Raw genomic sequence first — 20,382 nt, 5'->3', positions numbered from 1 at the left:
CGCTGCTGCGGTGGCGGTGGCCCCCGGCTCCGGGAGGGGGCGGCGTCAGCGCGCGGTGCTGACCACGCGAAGCTGACGGGCGCGGGTGAGGATCGCGTCCTCGATCCGGGTGGTGACCCCGGGCTCAAGCGCCATGTCGACCCAGGCACCGGTCTCGTCGCGGCGCTGCTTGAAGGCGGCGACGCGCAGACCGTCGGCACGAAGCTGACGATCGAGGATATAGACCGTCAGCTTCATGCGCTCGGCCGGGGTTTCCGGCGCGCTGTACCAGTCGGTGATGATCACGCCGCCGAACGGGTCGGCCGAGGCCAGCGGCATGAAGCTGATCGTGTCGAGCGAGGCGCGCCACAGAAAGCTGTTGACGCCGATCGGCGAGGCGCCGCCGGTGCCGTCGCGGGCCTTGTCGGTGTCGAGAATGTTCAGGCCGCCATCGCCGAAGATGGTCTGGCGCTCGGTCTGATAACTGCCGCCGCGCTGTCCGGGCACCGATGTCGGATAGCTTGCCTCGGTTGGCACACCGCTGCAGCCTGCGAGCAGCGCAAGCGCGCCCGCGAGCGCCGCGAACCGCAACTGATCCTTGCCCGTGACTGCCATGGCCGTTCCAAACCTCTCTGGTTTCAAGTCCGGCATCCTGCCGGCAGTGGTCGTGTGGCCGCATCCCGCGTGACGTAGCCGGACCTTTGGTTGCCGAACTATATGGCAAGCCGTCCGCCGCCTCAACCGAAGCCGACATGGCGCCGGGCGGCGACGGCCGGGCATTGCGTAAATCCGGCCGTCTCCGCCCGTCATGGGCGCCCTCCGCGCGGATCACCAGACATCCGGGCAACCCGGAGGTGATCGTGATGATCCTGTGATCATCCTGTTGCTCTTTTGCTACATTGTGACGGAAATCACTGACTCGCGGTATTGCGGCGCGTTGACGGCGCGTGCAGTGCGGAAGAACATAGGTCTCGACGGACAGGGCGGTTCCCCGCGCATCAACGCCCATCAGGTTCCGCGACAGACCAAGAAGATTGAGTGGCCGGCATCAGGCCCGATCGAACACATGACGGCCCTGGCCCATGCCGGCTTCCGGACAGCCAAGGTCATACCGGCTTCAGATCCGGCACCTGACCGGACGCTTTTGACACGTTCTCCAAGGGGACCCGACCCGATGAAGAAGATCCTGCTCGGCAGCACCGCGCTCGTCGCCGCCGCCGCTGCCTTCGCAGCCCCCGCTTCGGCTGCCGAGAAGATCAAGCTCGGCCTGGGCGGCTATTATCAGACCGCCTTCGTGCTGATCGACGAAGATGTCGCCAACACCCGCACCGACAGCCTGAAGCAGGAAGGCGAGGTCTATTTCACCGGCGAGACCACGCTCGACACTGGCATCACCGTCGGCGTGATGGTTCAGCTTGAGGCCTATACCACCGACGACCAGGTCGACGAGCACTATGTCTACTTCGATGGCGGCTTCGGTCGTGTCCAGTTGGGTGCCGCCGACTCGGCCGCCTATCTGATGCACTATTCGGCCCCGACCGCGATCGCCGGCCATGGTGTCGACAGCCCGAACTTCTTCCATGCCACGCCGCCCGGCACCCATGGCATCGCGTCGAACTACACCTTCCTGAACACCACCAGCGACGCCAACAAGCTGACCTATTTCACCCCGCGCTTCGCGGGCTTCCAGCTTGGCCTGTCCTACACCCCCAGCCTGGCCGGCGGCCTGGGCGGCAGCTCCGGTTCCTATGGCAACCTGCCCGACAACACCGTCGGCGCGCAGGAGAAGATCGTCGAGATCGGCGCCAACTACGTCAACAGCTTCGGTGGTATCGACGTCGCGATCTCGGCCGGCTATCTGACCGGCTCTCTGGAGCAGGATGCGGCCGGGTTCGATGACCAGGAAGTCTTCACCCTGGGCACCCAGATCGGCTTTGCCGGCTTCACCTTCGGCGGCGGCTATCAGAAGAACAATCTGGGCGTGGCGCTGGACGAAGACCTTGAGCAGTGGAATGTGGGCCTGACCTATGGCTTCGGTCCGTTCACGGTCGGCGCCGGTTATGGCTATGGCAGCCAGACCTATGTCGGCGGCGTCGAAGACGAGCTCAGCACCATCGAGGTCGGTGGCACCTACGAGATGGGCCCGGGCATCAGCCTGATGGCCGGCTATTTCAACTACGAGTTCGACTCGACCATCCCGGCGAACCGCAACACCTCGGACGCCTTCATGATCGGCACCTCGTTCGACTTCTGATCGGGCGAACCGCCCCCGGTCCGGCAAGTCCGGCCGGGGGCGGTACACTGATCGGTCAGTTGCGATGAACCCCCTCGAACCCGGCCTCCGCTCTTTGTTCAGCCGATGATGACCCGATCCTGGCCATCCTCATGCCTGTTGTTTCTGCGCCACAGTGTGGCGGGAAGCGCGCCATGCAGGGTGAGTGTTGCTTGACCACCGATAGCCTCGGATGGAACATGGCGACGCACAGCGCTTTGGATACGGCTTCGACGGCACCCTATTACGGGCTGTATCCCCTGGCGCGCGATGCCGCGTCGGGCCATTCGTGCTTGGAGAAAAATCCGAGACGACGGGCCTGGCTCCCACCGGTTCTAGGGGAACTGACCGATGAAGAAGATTCTGCTTGGCACGTCCGCCATCGTCGCCGCCGGCCTGCTGGCTGCGCCCGCCAATGCCGCCGAGAAGATCAAGCTGGGCCTGGGTGGCTATTACCAGACCGCCTTCGTGCTGATCGACGAAGATGTCGAGAACACCCGCACCGACAGCCTGAAGCAGGAAGGTGAGATTCACTTCCTGGGTGAGACCACGCTCGATAACGGTATCAAGGTCGGCGTGAATGTGCAGCTGGAGGCCTACACCACCAGCGACCAGGTTGACGAGCATTACGTCTATTTCGAGGGTGGCTTCGGTCGCGTCAACCTCGGCGCCGAGAACTCAGCCCCGTATCTGATGCATTATTCGGCTCCGTCGGCGGTTGCCGGCCATGGCGTCGACAGCCCGAACTTCTTCCATGCCAGCCGTCCGGTCGGGCATGCCCTGGGCTCGAACGTCACCTACCTGAACACAACCAGCGATGCCAACAAGCTGACCTACTTCACCCCGCGCTTCTCGGGCTTCCAGCTGGGTCTGTCGTACACCCCGAGCCTGGCCGGCGGCCGTGGTGGCTCGTCGGGCGCCTATGGCAACCTGTCTGACAATGTGGCGGGTCGTCAGGAGAAGATCGTCGAGGTCGGCGCCAACTACGTCAACACCTTCGGCGCCTTCAATGTGGCGGCCTCGGCCGGCTACACCGGCGGTTCGCAGGAAGTCGACATGGTCGGCGGCGACGATGTCGAGGCCTGGAGCCTGGGGGCGAATGTCGGCTATGCCGGCTTTACCTTCGGTGGCGCCTACATGACCAGCAACCAGGGCCTTCAGCTCGAAGACGATCTGGAGCAGTGGAATGCCGGTCTGACCTATGGCTTCGGCCCCTACAAGGTCGGCGTCGCCTATGGTTATGGCAGCCAGACCATGCTCGGTGGTCGTGAGGACGAACTGGCGACCCTGGAAGTCGGTGGCACCTATGCGATGGGCCCGGGCGTCAACCTGATGGCCGGCTACTACAACATCGACTTCGACTCGACCGACAGCACCCTGCGCAACACCGCGGACGTGTTCATGGTCGGCACGGCGCTGTCGTTCTGATAGCAGCCAGAGGTCACCGATCGGGTCTGCCTGATCGGATGAAGACGGGGATGGGCTTCGGCCCATCCCCGTTTTTTGTGGCATGACCAGCTTGTCTGCCCGCTGATCCTCCCCCCGCGCGGCGGACGTCCGGGGCGGAGGCCGAAGCCCGACAGGCCCTCTCCGGTGCATGGCCGGCGGGATCCTGTGGCGCCCGGGCCGTCTTTCATCACCACGATAAAAAGAGCCGGGCACCGGATGGCGCCCGGCTCTTTTTATTGCGCTGCACAGGGCACACAGGCGGCGTGGCGCCTGAAAAATCAGGTCACTATGTGGCATCGCAGCGGCATATCATCTGGCGCTGCACGGTGTGGTGTTGATGACACAGTGCGCGGTAACCGACACAGAAGGCCGCCGGTTTTCTTGACGGGCATGGGTGCCCTGCGTTTATTTGAGACGTCGATTGTGACGGTGATCACGGAACGCCCGGAACGGGGTGACGTCTGTCACGTCAGTCAGCATCAGCCTTCGGGAGCACGGGCCCCGATGGAATGTACCGCCCGGGCACATGTTTCGAGGCGGCCTCGATCGAGAGAGTGAGGGAGAGCATGAAGAAGATTCTCATCGGCACCACGGCCCTCGTCGCCGTCGGCCTCATCGCCGGCCAGGCTTCGGCCGCCGAGAAGATCCAGCTGGGCCTGGGCGGCTACTACCAGTCGTTCTTCAAGATCACTGACCAGGACGACATCGGCGCGACGGCCTATCGCAGCGACAGCGTTGTTCAGGAAGGTGAAATTCACTTTAAGGGCGAGACCGTCCTTGACAACGGCCTGAAGGTCGGTGTGCAGGTGCAGCTGGAAGGCTATACCACCGGCGATCAGATCGACGAGCACTACGTCTATTTCGATGGCTCCTGGGGCCGCGTGCTGCTCGGTGCCGAGAACTCGGCTGCCTATCTCATGCAGTACACCGCGCCGTCGGCCATCGTTGGTCATGGTGTCGCCACCCCGAACTTCTTTGGTTTCTCGATTGGCGACAATCAGACCGATCTCACCTATGTGAACGAGACGTCTGACGCCAACAAGCTGACCTACTTCACCCCGCGCATGGCCGGCTTCCAGCTCGGTCTGTCGTACACCCCGAGCCTCGCGGGTGGCACGGGTGGTTCGTCGAACTCCTATGGCAACCTGACTGATGACGTGGCTGGCCGTCAGGAGCAGATCGTCGAAGTCGGCGTCAACTACGTCAACAAGCTTGGCGCCGTCGATCTGGCCGTGTCTGGTGGTTACCTGAAGGGCAGCCTTGAGGCGGAAGCGCTCGGCGTGGACGACCTGCAGGTCTGGAGCTTGGGCATGAATGTGGGTTATGCCGGCTTCACCTTCGGCGGCTCCTACATCAATGACAACAACGGCCTTGAGGGCGACAACGACATGGATCGTTGGAACGTGGGCCTGACCTACGCTTTTGGCCCGTATACGGTTGGCGGCGCCTACGCGCACAGCGCCCGTGAGTTCAGCAACGGCAGCGGCGATGACGAGCTCGAGTTCTACGAGATCGGTGGCACCTATGCCATGGGCCCGGGTGTGAGCCTGAGCGCTGGCGTCCAGTTCATCAATGCGGACAGCGATCGCGCGAGCGCACGTCAGGAAGGCACGTCCTTCCTGGTTGGTACCGGCATCAGCTTCTGATCCTGTCGGTATCACCGCTATCATCAGCCCTCCGGGTCGATGGCACGAAAAGAGGGCGGGTCTTTGGACCCGCCCTTTTTGTATGGTGGCCGGCGCGGGCATGGCGGCCGGTCATCTGTCGGGCAGCTTTTGTCGGGCGCCATTTTCGGCTATGGATGGGGGCCAAGCATTCCCAATGCCGGCGGCCCATGTCGTCGGATATCCGGTCGAGGATTTTTGCCGTCATGGGCGCGATCATCTGGCTCGCCTCTTACCCCAAATCGGGCAACACCTGGACGCGTGCGTTCCTCCACAATCTGCTGCGCGATGCCAAGTCCCCGATACCGCCCGACCGCTTCGCTGAATTCTGCTTAGGCGAGAGCAAACCCGACTGGTATCTGCGCTATCTGGGCAAGCCACTGACCGAGGCGACCGAGGCCGAGATCATGAAGATCCGGCCGCTGGTGCAGCGCGACATGACGCAGGCCTTCCCCGACAGCGTCTTCGCCAAGACCCACAACATGGTGGCTGAGCGCCATGGCGTGCCGCTGATCAGCATGGCCCACAGCGCCGGCGGGATTTACATCGTGCGCAATCCGCTGGACGTGGTGTCGTCGGTGGCCGATCACTTCGGCCTGGATATCGATGGCGCCAGCGCGATGATGGCCAATGAGGGCGCGATCACCGCCACCGACGAGCGGAACGTCTTCGAGGTGCTGGGCAGTTGGTCGCAGCATGTGGAAAGCTGGACCCAGGTACCGAGCCCGGGGCTGCATGTCATGCGCTATGAGGACATGACCGACCGGCCGCAGCAGACCTTCCGCAAGCTCACCGATTTTCTGGGCCTGAAGCCGCCGCGCGAACGGCTGGAGCGGGCGATCCGTTTCTCGTCATTCAAGATGCTGAAACAGATGGAAGAGCGTCACGGCTTCCGCGAGCGCAGCGTCAATTCCAAAGCCTTCTTCCGATCGGGCGGCGCCGGCAAGTGGCGTGAACGCCTGACCCCCGACCAGATCCGCCGGATCATCGCCGATCATCACCAGCAGATGGCGCGGTTCGGCTATATCCCCGCAGATTATGCCGATGCGCTGCCGGATCCCGAGGCGGGGGTGATGGCGGGCGGCGGTGAAAGGACACGATGAGCGAGCAGCGTGCCCGGCGTTTAGCCCTGTCGACCGCGCTCGGTCTGGCAAAGCGCGGCTATTTCATTCCATATCGTTATGCGGAACAGGTGGAGGCGGTCCGGCCCAAGGGGCCGCATCCGGCCGCCGAGGCGCTGTTCCAGGCCATGGAACCGGTGTTCGCGGCCGTGCTGGATGCCGCGGCCGATTATCGCGACGATCTGGCACGCCTTGCCGGCGCGCGGCCGCCGGCGCCGCGCTGGTCGCAGGACTGGTTTCCACGACTGGATGCGCTGGCCGCCTATACCATGGTGCGGGCGGCGCGGCCGCGGCGGATCATCGAGGTCGGATCGGGCCATTCCACACGCTTCATCGTTCAGGCATTGAGGGATGACGGCCACGGCGCCGAGATGACCGCGATCGACCCGGAACCGCGCGCCGCCATCGACGAGCTTGGCATCGCGGTGATCCGCAAGCCGCTGCAAAGTGTGCCGCTGGGCCATTTCGCGGCGCTGGGCCCGGGCGATATGCTGGTGGTGGACAGCAGCCATATCCTGATGCCGGGCAGTGATGTCGACATCGTGCTGAACCGGATTCTGCCGATCCTGCCCAAGGGCGTTCTGATTCATTTCCACGACATCTTCCTGCCCGACGGTTATCCGCAGAGCTGGGCATGGCGGGGCTATAACGAACAGCCGGCGGTGGCGGCACTGCTGTTCACCGGCGGTTACAAGCCGCTGTTCGCCAGCCGTTACGTCGCCACCCGGATGACCGGCCGGGTGCAGAACGGCATTGCCGGCGGCCTGCCGCTGCTGGAAGGCGCCTATGAATCCAGCCTGTGGCTGGAAAAGCTGGTCGATGCGGCGGTGGCGCCGCCGGATTGAGCGGCGCGGCCAGGGCCTGCCGACAGCGCCTGCGGTCAGCGCGCGAAGGCGTCGATGGCGGCGAAACCCTTGAGATTGGGGCAGGGGGTCACCTGGCGAAACGTGGCGGCGGTCATGCCGCCCATCGCCAGCACCGGCAGGCCGGCGCGCGTGGCCAGCGCCCGGAAGCGCAGCGGCCCCAGCACCCGGGCGCCGGGATGGCTGCGGGTGGGCAGCACAGGCGAGACCAGCACCAGATCGACCTTCAGGCGCCGGGCGCGGACCAGATCCGCCCGGTCATGCACGGCGGCGGTGACCAGCATCGGGCGCGGCTGACGCTGGATATCGGGCCGCTGCAGAAGGTGGCCGGGCAGATGCAGACCGTCGGCCCCCACCGTCAGCGCCAGACCGATATCGCCGGCGATGATCAGAACCAGACCGCGCGCGCGGGTGATGGCGCGCCAGCGTCGGGCGAGGGCAGGCCGGTCGGCCGCCGGATAATCGCGCAGCAGCACGGCGTCGCCACGCCTGAGGCCCCGGGTCAGGCCGGCTTCGGGCGGGCCCTGGCGGGGGCGGTCGGTGACCAGAACCGTCAGGCGATGCATGCCGTCGCTGTTGAGAAGCCTGCTGCCTCGGCTATGATGGCGCCCCATATCGCAGTCGCCCATGCATGAAGGGTGGTGGCGGGGCCGTTGGCCCGGTCCTGTACATCCGCAAGCCTTGAGGGAGCCCCAGCCCGATGACCGACGTCAAGGCCAACCTGGCTCATGTCCGGGCCGAGATCGACCGCGCCGCCCGCGATGCCGGGCGCGCACCCGCCGATGTGACCCTGGTCGCCGTGTCCAAGACCCATGACGGGCCGGCGATCCGGCCGGCGCTGGACGCGGGGCAGCGGGTGTTCGGTGAAAACCGGGTGCAGGAAGCGGCCGGCAAATGGCCCGCGCTGCGCGCGGCGTTTCCCGATATCGAACTGCATCTGATCGGGCCGCTGCAGACCAACAAACTGCGTGAGGCGGTTGAGCTGTTCGACGTGATCCAGAGCGTCGACCGGCCGAAACTGGCGCGCAAACTGGCCGAAGAGGCGGGGCAGGCCGGTCGCCTGCCGCGGCTGCTGGTGCAGGTGAACACCGGCGAGGAACCGCAGAAAGCCGGAGTGCTGCCGGCTGATCTGGATGGATTTCTGCGCGAATGCCGCGAGGAGCTGGGACTGGGCATCAAGGGGCTGATGTGCATTCCGCCGGTCGATGATCAGCCGGGGCCGCATTTCGCCCTGCTGGCCGATATGGCGAAAGCCCATGACCTGCCGGTGTTGAGCATGGGGATGAGCGGCGATTTCACCGTCGCGGTGCAACTGGGCGCCACCCATGTCCGGGTTGGCACGGCGATCTTCGGCAGCCGGCCGCCGCTGCCCGGCACCTGAGACGTTACCGACGCAGTCTTAAGGCCAGACGCGGGCTCAAGGTCAGAAGCGCGCGCTGATGGTCAGGGTGTCGCCGGGGCCGGCATCGGCCAGCACGCCACGCAGGTCGTCCATCGCCAGCGCGATGCAGCCTTCGGTGCCGGCGAAATCCGGCCGGGCCACATGCAGGAAGATGGCGCTGCCACGGCCCGGCACCACTGGTGCATCATTCCAGCCCAGCACCGCGATCAGGTCATAGACGTGGTCGTCGCGCCACAGCCGTTCGTGATGGGCGGGAAAGGGCAAGTCGACCGGGCGGTTATAGAACGGGTTCTCCGGCTCATCACACCAACCATGCTCGGGGCGGATTTCCTCGACCGGCAGCCGGGTCTGCGGCGGCTCGATGCGGTCGGCACGATACAGCACCCGGCGGATCGGCAAGGTGCCGATCGGGGTGGCGCCGTCACCTTCGCGCTTGGCGACGGTAATGCCGTTGCGGCCGATCGCGACCGGCAATCGCCGATCACGCCACCAGAACCGGAATTTTGCGAGCAATGGATCATAACGTACGAGCATGGCGCCTAGTCTGCCACGGCAGCGGTACGGCTTGAACCGCAAGCGGCCCATGACCCGCAATTGTCACGGCGCCTCAGCATTTCACGCCAAGGCTCCGGGATTGTAAGGCTCAGAGATCGCGGGCGATACCGGCCGTGCCGGCGGCGGCGCCCCGGCCGGCCCGCATCTGCGCCTGATAGCGGTCCAGCGCCTGGTTCATCCGGGCCGCGAAATCGGCCGCGGCGAGCGGGCCGGCTGCGGCTGCGGCGGCACTGGTGTCGGCGCTGGCATCGCTGGCGGCCGGTGCGGGCTCGTTCAAGGCACGCAACTGTTCGACCTGTGCGGCATCGGTGCCGCCGGAACCGGCCTTCTCGGCGCCGGCTGCGGACTGGCGTGCGGCATAGGCGGCGGCACCGGGGGCGGTGACCGGCAGTCGCGGCTTCAGGGCGGTGGGGCCGTCGATACCGAGGAAGGCGGCGGCGGGGATGATCCGGCCGCCCATATCGCTGCCAGACGACCCGCCGGCAGCGATCCGGCCGCTGGCACCGTCGTCGAAGGACAGATCCGCAAGCGGCGTACCGCCGGCACCGCCGCCGGGGATGCTGTCGCGCAGCATGGCTTCAATCTCGCGCTCGCTGGGCCGGGCGCCGGCGGTGCGGCGGTCGTCGGTGCGCCGGTCATTGGTGCGGCGGGCGCCGGCGGCGCGGGCCTCGGCTTCATCGATCGCCAGGCTGGCGGTGGCCGGCAGCCGTCCGGGTGCCGCCGCCGGCGCCGGGGCGGCACCGAAGGCGCCCAGCAGCGCCGCGAACTGATCTTCGTTCAGGCCGCGACCACCGGCGGCCGGCTGCCCCTGCGCCAGTTGCGCCTCGGCGGCGCCGGCCGGCTTCGCGCGCGGCGGCTGGCCGAGGGCTGCCACATGGGCACTGCCGGCCAGACGCTGGGTATCGGCGGCGGCGGTGTCGACCATGCCGGTGGTGGTGGCGGGGTCGGGCAGGGCGCTGTCATCGCCGGCATCGGCCAGGGCGGTGCCGCCGGTGTCGCCGCCGGCCTCGTCGCCGGTCACCCAGGCGAGCATGCGGTCGCCCAGCGTGGCGCCGTTGGTGTCGGTGGTGGCGTTTTCCATCATGGCGCCGATCAGGCCCACCGGGCCGCCAAAGGCGATGCCGCCCAGCATCCGGGCGCCGGGGGCGATGCTGTCGCCGGTGATCGCCCGATAGACCGTGCCCACGATCGGCAGTTGCTGCAACGGATTGACGAGGTCGACCAGGTCTCCAAAGGTGAAGCCGTCCTCGCCCCAGAAGCCGGTCTCTTTCGCGCTGGTCCCCGTGTCGACAGCCGTGGCCTCGGCGTCGCGGCCACGTGCCGACGGCACATCGCTGGCACCGCCGGCCCAGGCCGGCGTGTCATAGCGGTATTCCGAGCGGTCGCTGATGAACATCGGGGGGAAACCGGTTGCGATGAAGGGGAACAGGGGATGCCGTATGCCATACGGCACCTGTGAGCCCTGTCCCTTTCAAGCATCGTGCCAGATGCTCCAAATGCCCGACAGATCACGAAAAAACGCCGCAGAACCCGGCTTGCAGGGCGATGCGGCGTGGCGTGGGTGTGTGGAGCGGCGCGTTCGACGCAGGCGGTTCCGGTCGTTCACGATGGCCACGCCAGGTTGCCGGGGGCAGGAATTGCCGGTCGGCAGCCCTTGCCGCCCCGGCCGGATCATTCCTGGCCGGGGCAGGTCACAGCATATGGCCGGCGCGCCGTGCCTTGGTCGACAGATAGCCGGCATTGTGGCCATTGGCGGGGAAGGCGTGGGGCACCCGCTCCACCACCTCGATGCCATGGGCGCCCAGCGCCACCACCTTGGCCGGGTTGTTGGTCAGCAGCCGGATGCGGGTATGGCCCAGCGCCCGCAGCATCTCGGCCGCCGGGCGGAAATCGCGTTCATCCGCCTCGTAACCCAGCGTCAGATTGGCATCGACCGTATCCAGCCCGCGATCCTGCAAGGCATAGGCGCGCAGCTTGTTGATCAACCCGATGCCGCGGCCTTCCTGGGCCAGATACAGCACCACGCCGCCACCACTGGCGGCCATGGTGCGGATGGCACCTTTCAACTGTTCGCCGCAATCGCAGCGCAGCGAGCCCAGCAGGTCGCCGGTGAAGCATTCGGAATGCAGCCGGGCCAGGATCGGCGCCCCCGGCTCGGGCTCTCCCACCACGATCGCCAGATGCTCGGGCCCGCCATCGGCCGGGCGGAAGGCGATCAGCCGGCAGTTTTCGGCATCGGCCAGCGGCACGCGGGCTTCGGCCACTCGGGTCAGATGGCCGGCGGCGATCTGGCCTTCCTTCAGCAATCGGGCATCGATGATCACCGGGTCGAGCGCCGTGGCGCCACCCGGCAACTGGCCGGCGGGCAGTTCCACCGCCACCAGCGCCGGCAGCAGCCCGCCGCGCTTGGCAAGCGCGATCGCGGCTGCCGAGGCGCGGCCTGCGGGCCTCAACCGGCCAAGGGCATGGGCGCGTGCGGCGGCGCCATCGCCCGAGAGCATCGGGTCGGCCGCCAGCCGCCAGGACGGGTCGTGAATGTCACGGATCGGTGCCGCCACAGGCTCCACCCCGCGTGGATCATCGGGGTCGATCGGGGCCACCAGCCCGGCCAGGGCGGCACGGCGGCGCGAAATCAGCAGGTCGGCGGGGGCGCCGGTCAGGGTCGCCAGAGCTGCCAGCCGGTCGGGCGCCGCGCGTTCGGGCGAGAGCACCAGCACGTCGTTCTGATCGTCGCGGAGCAGTACGGCCCCCCCGGCGCGCAACTCCGCCTGGGCACGCTGAAGGTGCCGTTCATTCGCCTCGCTCATCTGGCCCGTCCCGTCGCCTGCCGTTTCCGCGGTCGTCGATGTGTCATCCACCGTCGAGGTCACATTCACTCCCGGCGTGCCTCCATTTCAAGGATCAGTGCAATCTCGTCAGCCACGAGGTCGCCATCCAGGCCATAGGTCATGCCGAAATCGCTGCGCCGGATCGTACCACGCGCAGAAACCCCCACAACATAGGGGCGCGCGCCGAATACGCCAGTGCCGAAGGGATATTCGGCGCTCTTGTTCCATGTGACGTCAAGTGTCAGCGGCTTGCGGACGCCCAGAAGCTCCAGCGTGCCGGTCACGGTGCCCTGCCGGCCGGCGGTGGCCCGGGCCCCGTCCAGCCGGAAGATCATCTCGGGAAATTCATCGGCGTTCAGGAAATCGGGGCCGCGCAGATGCTCGTCGCGCTTCTCGTGGGCGGTCGACACGCTGGCGGTCTTCACCCGGATCTCGCCCTGCTCCAGCGCAGGCGCCGCCTCGTCGAACACGAAGCTGCCCTCGACCTGATCGAACCGGCCCAGCACATTGGCATAGCCCGCATGCATCACCAGAAAGCCGACCACGGCGTGTTCGGGATCGAGCGTATAGGTCGCAGGCTCGGCACGCGCCATCCGGCCCGTACCGAAGACCGCCGCGGCGGCGATCAACCCCGTCATCAGAAGCGACATCATCCGGCCGTGGGCCGTGCCATTCCGGATCTGTGCCGCCGTGGCCGGTGCCCGGTGGGCGTGAAGGGTCATGACGGTCCTCTCCCTGCATGGGCCGTGTTGTCGGTGTCGCCGCCGGCGCTGCCGTCATCGGCCCGCTTGCGCAGCACCAGAACCAGATCGATGGCGAAGGAGGCGGTGAGCATGGCCACCGCCAATACCGCCGAGATGGTGCCGGCCACGGCCGAGACCGGGTTCAGCGCGCCCACCAGCGCCGCCACACCCAGCGCGCAGACGGCACGGCGGCGATGGCTGGCCGGCAGCGGCCGGGCCAGCAGCGGCCAGATCCACGACGCCAGCACCCAGGCATAACGCAGGCCACCCGCCACCAGCACCCAGCCGCCGGCCCGGCCCGCATCCAGCGCCGCCAGCGACAGCACGGCCACGAACAGGGCATCGAGTTCCATGTCGAACCGGGCGCCGAACGGGCTCGCCACCTTGCGGCGCCGCGCGATCCAGCCATCCACCCCGTCCAGCGCCAGACAGATGGCGGCGGTGGCGAACAGCACCCAGGGGGTCAGGGCCGATCCGCCGCCCTGATCATGCGCCATCAACGGCTCGCCGATCGCGGCCGCGACCAGCGCCACCAGGCCGGCGCGGAACAGGGTGACGCGATTGGCAGGACCAATGCGCCGCTGCGGCAGATGCTGGGCCAGCGCCGGCCAGGCCAGTGCCAGCGCGCAGGCCAGCCAGGCCACGGCCTTGACGGGATACACCGGCGACAGCAGGCTGTCCTCCTGCATGGCGAGCAAGACGCCCGCCGCCGCCACCGCCCCGGTGGCACCGATCGCATGCAGGCCGGCATCGAGCCGCAGGGTGGCCAGGGGAGCGGCCTCTCGTTTCGCTGTCATGCAACACCATATGGAGACGAAGACGGGCCGGGTGTAGATGGGCGGCCCCGAGAACGTTACGGTTTATCGTTGGCGTGATTTACCAATGAAGGGTTGAATGAGGGTTGATTGGCCTCGGCGATGCTCATCCAGACCGGCAGGTTCGAGGTCTACGCCATGTGGCGGCCGGCGGATCGATCGCTCCTGGAACAAGCGGTGTCGGCCGGATGTTTCAGGCGGTGATCAACCATCCGATGACCTATCAGGTTCCGGGCGACAGTCCACAGCCATTCCGCCTATGAGGAGCCCTCCCGCCTATGAGGAGACAGTGCCACCATGACCCTGCCGCCGCCCAGCCCCCGGTCCGCCGCCACCGCAACAGCGACCGCCGCCCCGTCGGCGGCCCCGCGGCTGGTGCGGCTGGGACACGACCATATCTGGGCCGGCCTGCTGGCGATTGCCGCCGCCCGCGAGCCGGTGGCGGGGCTGGCGCTGTGCCGTGACGGCGGATTGCGACCGGTGACGAACCCCGCCGAGGCCGATGCGATCCTGATCAACGACCCGGCCCATCCATCGGGCCCTGCCTGGCCCGCCGGCGGTTGGGCGACCCGGATCGAGGTGGAGCCGGCCGCGGCGCGGCTGCTGGATCTGTATCTGCCGGTGCTGCGCGCCGCACCCGACCACCGGCCACGGGTCTATGCCCATCTGGCGCAGAGTCTGGATGGTCGCATCGCCACCATGAGCGGTTGTTCGCAATGGCTGTCGGGCGAGGAGGATCTTGTTCACGCCCACCGTATGCGCGCCCTGTCGGATGCCGTGCTGGTCGGCGCCGCCACGGTCGCCGCCGACGATCCGCGCCTGACCGTGCGTCTGGTCGATGGCCCGAACCCCTTGCGCGTGGTCATCGACAGCGGCGGCAGGCTTGGCACCGACCACAAGCTGTTCGGCGACGGCGCTGCCCGCACCCTGGTTGTCTATGCCGATGACATGCCGGCACCCGCCGGCTGTGTTGCCGGCGGCGATGCGGTCACCGGGCTGGCGGTGCCGCGCAGCGCCTGCGGCCGGCTGGATCCGGTGGCGGCGCTGGCGGCGCTGCGGCGCCTGGGCATCCGCCGGCTGTTCGTGGAAGGCGGCGGGGTCACGGTGTCGCGGCTGATCGAGGCGCGGCTGGTCGACCGGCTTCAGGTCGCCATCGCCCCGGTGCTGCTGGGATCGGGCCGGCCGGTGCTGTGCCTGCCGGAAATTGACGATCTGGCCGAGGCGCTGCGCCCGCCCTGCCGCAATTTCATATTGGGGCCGGATATCCTGGTGGAATGCTGCTTCGATCTGGCGGAGGCGCGGGCATGACCGCCACCGCGCGCGCCTTGTGGACCACAGGCCCCGGCCGGTTCGAGATCCGCAGCCAATCCCTGCCCGTGCCGGGTGACGGCGAGGTGCTGGTGACCACCTTGCAGACCGCGGTCAGCCGCGGCACCGAAACCCTGATCGCGACCGGGTCCGTGCCGGAAAGTGAATACCAGCGCATGAAGGCACCCTTCCAGGAGGGGGATTTCCCCTTCCCGGTCAAGTACGGCTATGCCGCTGTCGGGCAGACCCCCGACGGCACGCGGGTCTTTGCCCTGCACCCGCATCAGGACCGGTTCGTTCTGCCGCGTGCCGCCCTGCGGCCGGTGCCCGATACCGTCCCCACCGCGCGCGCGGTGCTGGCCGCCAATATGGAAACCGCGCTGAACGTGCTGTGGGATGCCGGTGCCGGGCCGGGCGACCGGATCACCGTGATCGGCGCCGGGCTGGTCGGGCTGCTGGCCGCGCGTCTGGCCCGGCGCCTGCCGGGGGCGGTGGTGCAGATCGTCGACCGCGATGCCGGACGGGGCGATCAGGCGCGGGCGCTGGATCTGGATTTCCGCGCGCCCGATGCCGCCACACCCGACCGCGACATCGTGATCAATGCCAGCGCATCGGGTGCCGGACTGGATCAGGCGCTGGCCCTGGCCGGGTTCGAGGCGACGGTGGTCGAGGCGAGCTGGCATGGCAGCCGGCCGGTGAGCCTGCATCTGGGCCATGGCTTCCACGCCCGCCGGCTGCGGCTGATATCGTCGCAGGTCGGCCATGTCGCGGCCGGCCGGCGCGCCAGACTGACCCATGCCGACCGGCTGGACATGGCACTCGGTCTGCTGGACGATCCGGTGCTGGATGCGCTGGTGGTCGATGCGGTGGCCTTTGATCAGGCGCCGGCGCGTCTGCCCGGCCATCTCTCGGGCACTGGCCCCGATCCGGCGCTGACCGGCACCGTGCTGCGCCTGCTCTATTGACCCAAACTGGAAAAGGATCGACCCCGCCCATGTTCACGCTCGGCGTCCGCGACCATGTGATGATCGCCCACAGCTTTCGCGGCGAGATTTTCGGCCCCGCCCAGCGCCTGCACGGCGCGACCTATGTGGTGGATGTGGAATTCAAACGCAGCCGCCTGGATGATGACGGGCTGGTGGTCGATATCGGGCTGGCCCACACGGCCCTGAAGGCTGCGATCGAGCCTCTGGCCTATCGCAATCTGGACGATCTGCCGGACTTCGCCGGCATCAACACCACCACCGAGTTCCTGGCGCAGTATCTGCACGGCCGGATGGCGGCGGCGATCGACGACGGACGGCTGGGCGCCAGTGCCGCCGGCATCGACGCAATCCGGATCGTGCTGAAGGAAAGCCATGTCGCCTGGGCCGCCTATGAGGCGCCGGTGGGCCGGGCGGCGGCATGACCGATATTCTGCTGGTGGTGCCGGGGCCGGTGGATCTGGCGACCGGCGGCTATGTCTATGACCGCCGGATCATGGCGGCGCTGGCGGCGCTGGGCCATGAGGTGGAGACGCTGGCCCTGCCCGCCGGCGAGGAGGCCCGCGCCGAAACGATCCGCGCGCGGCTGCATGCGGACAATGCGCCGGCGGTGGGCGCGATGCTGATCGACGGTCTGGCGCTGCCCGGGCTGGCGCCGCTGCTGGCGGATCTGCGGCGCCATGCGCGGTGTCCGCGCCTGCTGGCGCTGGTGCATCACCCGATGGCGCTGGAGACCGGGCTGACGGCGGAACGGGCGGCGGAGCTGGAACGGCAGGAACGCGCGGCACTGGCGCTGGTCGATGCCGTGGTCGCGACCAGCCCGGCCACGGCGGCATTGCTGACCGATGGCGGCTGGACCCGGCATCCGGTGGCGGTGATCGAGCCGGGCCTGTCCGTTGAGGCGGCGATGCCGGCCGTGCCGGGGGATGATGGCGGGGCGGATGATGGCGGGATCCGCCTGTTATGCGTGGCCAGCCTGACGCCCCGCAAGGCGCATCAGGATCTGGTCGCGGCCCTGTCTGATCTGGGCGGGGCGCCGGGCGGCCGCGCATGGCGGCTGGATCTGGTCGGGCCCGATACGCTGGACGCTGAGCATGCGGGCCGGGTGCGGGCGGCGATCGACGCCGCCGGGCTGGGCGATCGTATCCGCTGTCATGGCGTGCTGTCGGGTGCGGCGCTGGCCCGCTGCTATGCGGCGGCGGATGTCTTCGTGCTGCCGTCGCGGTTTGAAGGCTATGGCATGGCCTTCGCCGAGGCGATGGCCGCCGGCCTGCCGGTGGTGGGATGCGCCGCGGGCGCGGTGCCCGATCTGGTGCCGGCCAGTGCCGGCATTCTGGTGCCGCCGGGCGATGTTCCGGCGCTGGCCCATGCCTTGGGGCGGCTGATCGCCGATGCCGATCTGCGCCGGCAACTGGCGGCGGGTGCCGCCGTGGCGGGTGCCGCCCTGCCACGCTGGCCCGATCAGGCACGGCGGCTGGCCGCGCTGGCGGGCCTCTCGGAAGCGGGCCTGTCGGAAGCGGGCCTCTCGGAAGAGGACAGGTCATGAGCGACGAGACCGGCGGCTTCGATGCGGGCTGGCTGGACCTGCGGGCGGGTTTCGACCATGCCGCGCGGGTGCCGGCGCTGGAACGGCGGCTGGCCGCGATGCTGCGCCGCCGGCCGGGCAATCAGTTGACCATCGTCGACCTTGGTGCCGGCACCGGCGGCGGACTGATGCATCTGGCGCCCCGCCTGACCCGTTGGCTCAGCCCCGGCATTCATCAGTCATGGCGGCTGGTGGAACGCGACCCGGCGCTGATCGCCGCGGGCCAGACCCGGCTGGCGACGCTGCCGGCGGTGGTGGCGGGCGGTCTGCGCGTCACCTATCAGCCGGCCGATCTGGCTCTGGAAGATCTGTCCGGGCTGATCGCCGGTGCCGATCTGGTGCATTTCACCGCCCTGATCGACCTGGCGGGCATGGACTGGCTTGTCGGGCTGGCGGATGCGGTGGCCGCATGCGGCGTGCCGCTGCTGGGGGCGCTGACCTTCGATGGCCGCATGGACTGGTCGCCGCCGGCCGATGGCGACGATGCGGCGGTGGCCGGCTTCATCCATCATCAACGCCGCGACAAGGGCCTGGGCGGCGTGGCGCTGGGGGCCGACGCGGCACCGGCACTGGCGCGGCTGCTGACCGACCGGGGGATGACGGTGCGGCTGGTGGCATCCGACTGGGTGATCGGGCCTGAGGATACCGCGATGCATGCGGCGATGGTCGACGGCGTGGCCGGCGCGCTGGATGATCTGGCGGCCGATGGGCTGGTGCCGGCCGGACAGCCGGCGGCCTTCCGGGCCGCCAGGGAGGCCGCCGGCCCCGGCCGGCTGATGGTCGGACATCTAGACCTGCTTGCCTGGCGCCGGGGCCATGAGTAAAACCAGAAGAGGGCCCGCCCGCCTACCGTACGGCCGGCTTGCCGTATGGCCAGCCGCTTGATGTGCGGCCCCCCCTGATGTGCCAGACTGACCCATGATGGCGCAGCCCGCCGCCCTTGCCGGAGACCGCCCGCCGCCATGTCAGCCCAGAAGCGCATCCTGCTGATCGACGACGACCCGCTGCTGCGCCAGACCCTGGCCGAACAGCTTGCCCTGTATGAAGAATTCACCATCGACGAGGCGGCAAGCGGCGCCCAGGCGCTGGAGGTGGTGAAGGCGGGCTTGAAGTCCGCGCCCCATGATCTGGTGATCCTGGATATCGGCCTGCCCGATCTGGATGGGCGCGAGGTCTGCCGGTTGATGCGCCGCGCCGGGCTGAAGGCGCCGGTGGTGATGCTGACCGGTGCCGATACCGAGGCCGATACCATTCTGGGCCTGGATGCCGGCGCCAATGATTACGTCACCAAGCCGTTCCGCTTCGCCGTGCTGCTGGCACGGGTGCGGGCGCATCTGCGCCAGCATGAACAATCGGACGATGCGGTGTTCGCGATCGGCCCCTATCAGTTCCGGCCTGCCGCCAAGATGCTGGTGACCGAGGACGGCCGGCGCAAGCTGCGTCTGACCGACAAGGAAACCCAGATCCTGAAATTCCTCTATCGGGCCGGTGACAAGCCGGTCACGCGGGAACGGCTGCTGGATGAGGTTTGGGGCTATAATGCCGGCGTCGCCACCCATACGCTGGAAACCCATATCTACCGCCTGCGCCAGAAGATCGAGCCTGACCCCGGCAACGCCCGGCTGCTGGTGACCGAGCCCGGCGGCTATCGGCTGATGATCTGATCCGGATCGGAACTGAACCTCGTCAGTCGGGCCGGGGCGCGGCGATCGCCGGCCCTGTCCGCATGGTCGCGATGTCCGGGATGGCGGCGATGGCGCGGGCCAGGATCTCGTTGCCCTCGTCGGTGAAGTGACCGGTCGGGTCGAGGAAGCCATTGGCGTGGTCGTCGAAGGCATCGCCCAGATCGACCACCCCCGGCAGGTTCAGGGTGGCGATGCGATCGCGCAGGGTGCGGATGGCTGGCCCGACGCGTTGGCTGAGACGTTGCCATTCATCCTGATCGACGACCCCGCTGTCGTCGCCATCCGCGTCATGCGGCGTGGGCGGCATGATGATCGTCAGCCGGATATGGTGACGATCGGCGAAGGCCAGCACGTTTTCAATGTCATAGATGACACGGTCGGCCATATCGCGCTGCGCGTCCGGTGTCGCGCAGGCATATGGCGCCGACGCCGGGCGTGCGGAAAAGACGTCCCGCAGGCGTCGGGCGACATCCAGCAGAAACGGGCGCAGGAGGGGTGCTGCCTGTGTGCTTCTGGGCGAGCAAAGGGCAAGGGCATCGATGGCGCCGCCGATCAGGACCGCCCGATCGATACGATCCCCGGCGGCGATCCGTTGTCTCAGGACCATCACCGATGCGGCGAGGCGCTGGCCGGGGCCTGCAAAGTTGCGCACCGTCACCCCCGGCATCTGGTGTTCCAGTCTCGCCGCGAGGGTGTTCTCGTCGGCGTTCAGGAACCCGAATGCCTGAGATGCGCCCAGGAGCAGGATCTGGCGCCTGTCGTCGTCGGTCGCGGCCTGGCCGCCATGCAGCCGTTCGCCGCCGGGGCCAATGGTCACGCCGGGCGCGGTCGCCGGCTCCAGCACCTCCCCCACGCCCGGCACATAGCTCACGGGCATCCCACGCATGATCGCCATCCGGTCGCTGACGATCCTCTGTCTGATCACCTCGGCATCGTCAGCCTTGCCCGGGGCGACGACGGCGGCGATGGCCGGCCTCACCCGTTGCGCGATACCGGCACCGATGTCGAGAACCCCATCGATCAGGCAGATGACGATGAAGGTGTTGAACAGGATCAGCAGATATCTCTTTATCACGGGGCCGGTCATCCATGATGCGGATCGGGTATGATCGCCGCACACTACGCGCCAT

20 protein-coding genes are annotated in these 20,382 nt (G+C 68.0%); 12 read left to right on the top strand and 8 right to left on the bottom strand.

All coding sequences use genetic code 11. The features are described from left to right. Nucleotides 1-45 precede the first annotated feature (45 nt). Nucleotides 46-594, bottom strand: a complete 549-nt coding sequence (locus WG924_RS09050; RefSeq protein ID WP_345932683.1) for a DUF3576 domain-containing protein — start codon at nucleotides 592-594, stop codon at nucleotides 46-48. A 559-nt stretch (nucleotides 595-1,153) separates the two neighbouring features. Here WG924_RS09050 and WG924_RS09045 point away from each other — a divergent pair. From WG924_RS09045 to WG924_RS09025, 5 genes are all read left to right on the top strand, one after another. Continuing rightward, entirely contained in the window at nucleotides 1,154-2,233 is a 1,080-nt protein-coding gene (locus tag WG924_RS09045; RefSeq protein ID WP_345932682.1) for a porin, read from the top strand. A gap of 369 nt (nucleotides 2,234-2,602) precedes the next feature. Beyond that, nucleotides 2,603-3,679, top strand: a complete 1,077-nt coding sequence (locus WG924_RS09040) for a porin (protein WP_345932681.1) — start codon at nucleotides 2,603-2,605, stop codon at nucleotides 3,677-3,679. Between the two features lie 587 nt (nucleotides 3,680-4,266). Then, a complete protein-coding gene (locus WG924_RS09035) occupies nucleotides 4,267-5,346 on the top strand; it encodes a porin (RefSeq protein ID WP_345932680.1) in 1,080 nt (359 codons plus the stop codon). A 224-nt stretch (nucleotides 5,347-5,570) separates the two neighbouring features. Then, nucleotides 5,571-6,467, top strand: coding sequence for a sulfotransferase domain-containing protein (locus WG924_RS09030; protein ID WP_345932679.1), 897 nt, complete (start codon nucleotides 5,571-5,573; stop codon nucleotides 6,465-6,467). Next, nucleotides 6,464-7,330, top strand: coding sequence for a class I SAM-dependent methyltransferase (locus tag WG924_RS09025; protein WP_345932678.1), 867 nt, complete (start codon nucleotides 6,464-6,466; stop codon nucleotides 7,328-7,330). Before WG924_RS09030 ends, WG924_RS09025 begins: the two co-directional genes overlap by 4 nt. A gap of 35 nt (nucleotides 7,331-7,365) precedes the next feature. Here the strand turns inward: WG924_RS09025 and WG924_RS09020 are convergent, their stop codons facing one another. Then, the gene (locus WG924_RS09020) at nucleotides 7,366-7,914 is read right to left on the bottom strand and encodes a thiamine phosphate synthase (RefSeq protein ID WP_345932677.1); all 549 of its coding nucleotides are present in this window, start codon (nucleotides 7,912-7,914) and stop codon (nucleotides 7,366-7,368) included. Between the two features lie 134 nt (nucleotides 7,915-8,048). Here WG924_RS09020 and WG924_RS09015 point away from each other — a divergent pair, with 134 nt between their 5' ends. Then, a complete protein-coding gene (locus WG924_RS09015) occupies nucleotides 8,049-8,729 on the top strand; it encodes a YggS family pyridoxal phosphate-dependent enzyme (RefSeq protein ID WP_345932676.1) in 681 nt (226 codons plus the stop codon). Between the two features lie 42 nt (nucleotides 8,730-8,771). On the opposite strand, the gene WG924_RS09010 is transcribed toward WG924_RS09015, so the two are convergent. The 5 genes from WG924_RS09010 to WG924_RS08990 all read right to left on the bottom strand — a co-directional run bounded on the left by WG924_RS09010 (nucleotide 8,772) and on the right by WG924_RS08990 (nucleotide 13,673). Continuing rightward, nucleotides 8,772-9,284, bottom strand: a complete 513-nt coding sequence (locus tag WG924_RS09010) for a L,D-transpeptidase family protein (protein ID WP_345932675.1) — start codon at nucleotides 9,282-9,284, stop codon at nucleotides 8,772-8,774. Nucleotides 9,285-9,393: 109 nt separating this feature from the next. Next, nucleotides 9,394-10,701 carry a hypothetical protein gene (locus WG924_RS09005; protein WP_345932674.1) on the bottom strand — a complete coding sequence of 436 codons (1,308 nt, stop codon included), beginning with the start codon at nucleotides 10,699-10,701 and terminating at the stop codon, nucleotides 9,394-9,396. A 295-nt stretch (nucleotides 10,702-10,996) separates the two neighbouring features. Then, a complete protein-coding gene (gene ribA, locus WG924_RS09000; protein ID WP_345932673.1) occupies nucleotides 10,997-12,112 on the bottom strand; it encodes a GTP cyclohydrolase II in 1,116 nt (371 codons plus the stop codon). 65 nt (nucleotides 12,113-12,177) lie between these two features. Further along, nucleotides 12,178-12,783: a YceI family protein gene (locus tag WG924_RS08995; protein ID WP_372045174.1), complete on the bottom strand. Its 606-nt coding sequence runs from the start codon at nucleotides 12,781-12,783 to the stop codon at nucleotides 12,178-12,180. Between the two features lie 68 nt (nucleotides 12,784-12,851). Then, nucleotides 12,852-13,673: a CDP-alcohol phosphatidyltransferase family protein gene (locus WG924_RS08990; protein ID WP_345932671.1), complete on the bottom strand. Its 822-nt coding sequence runs from the start codon at nucleotides 13,671-13,673 to the stop codon at nucleotides 12,852-12,854. A 315-nt stretch (nucleotides 13,674-13,988) separates the two neighbouring features. Here WG924_RS08990 and WG924_RS08985 point away from each other — a divergent pair, with 315 nt between their 5' ends. The 6 genes from WG924_RS08985 (at nucleotide 13,989) to WG924_RS08960 (ending at nucleotide 19,231) form a co-directional block, all read left to right on the top strand. Beyond that, on the top strand, nucleotides 13,989-14,999 hold the full coding sequence (locus tag WG924_RS08985) for a RibD family protein (protein ID WP_345932670.1): 1,011 nt from the start codon (nucleotides 13,989-13,991) through the stop codon (nucleotides 14,997-14,999). After that, on the top strand, nucleotides 14,996-15,964 hold the full coding sequence (locus WG924_RS08980) for a zinc-dependent alcohol dehydrogenase (protein WP_345932669.1): 969 nt from the start codon (nucleotides 14,996-14,998) through the stop codon (nucleotides 15,962-15,964). Before WG924_RS08985 ends, WG924_RS08980 begins: the two co-directional genes overlap by 4 nt. A gap of 29 nt (nucleotides 15,965-15,993) precedes the next feature. Then, the gene (locus WG924_RS08975; RefSeq protein ID WP_345932668.1) at nucleotides 15,994-16,407 is read left to right on the top strand and encodes a 6-pyruvoyl trahydropterin synthase family protein; all 414 of its coding nucleotides are present in this window, start codon (nucleotides 15,994-15,996) and stop codon (nucleotides 16,405-16,407) included. After that, nucleotides 16,404-17,528, top strand: a complete 1,125-nt coding sequence (locus WG924_RS08970; protein ID WP_345932667.1) for a glycosyltransferase family 4 protein — start codon at nucleotides 16,404-16,406, stop codon at nucleotides 17,526-17,528. Before WG924_RS08975 ends, WG924_RS08970 begins: the two co-directional genes overlap by 4 nt. Continuing rightward, a complete protein-coding gene (locus WG924_RS08965) occupies nucleotides 17,525-18,391 on the top strand; it encodes a class I SAM-dependent methyltransferase (RefSeq protein WP_345932666.1) in 867 nt (288 codons plus the stop codon). Before WG924_RS08970 ends, WG924_RS08965 begins: the two co-directional genes overlap by 4 nt. Nucleotides 18,392-18,529: 138 nt before the next feature. Next, nucleotides 18,530-19,231 (top strand): response regulator transcription factor, encoded by a 702-nt coding sequence (locus WG924_RS08960; RefSeq protein WP_345932665.1) that lies wholly within the window; start codon nucleotides 18,530-18,532, stop codon nucleotides 19,229-19,231. Between the two features lie 22 nt (nucleotides 19,232-19,253). On the opposite strand, the gene WG924_RS08955 is transcribed toward WG924_RS08960, so the two are convergent. Then, nucleotides 19,254-20,327 (bottom strand): SGNH/GDSL hydrolase family protein, encoded by a 1,074-nt coding sequence (locus WG924_RS08955; RefSeq protein ID WP_345932664.1) that lies wholly within the window; start codon nucleotides 20,325-20,327, stop codon nucleotides 19,254-19,256. Nucleotides 20,328-20,382: the final 55 nt, after the last annotated feature.

The sequence above is a fragment of the Tistrella arctica genome (genome assembly GCF_039630945.1).
GTDB lineage: Bacteria > Pseudomonadota > Alphaproteobacteria > Tistrellales > Tistrellaceae > Tistrella > Tistrella bauzanensis.
The sequence above is the reverse complement of the archived record's forward strand: the minus strand, read 5'-3'. Positions and strand labels throughout refer to the sequence as shown.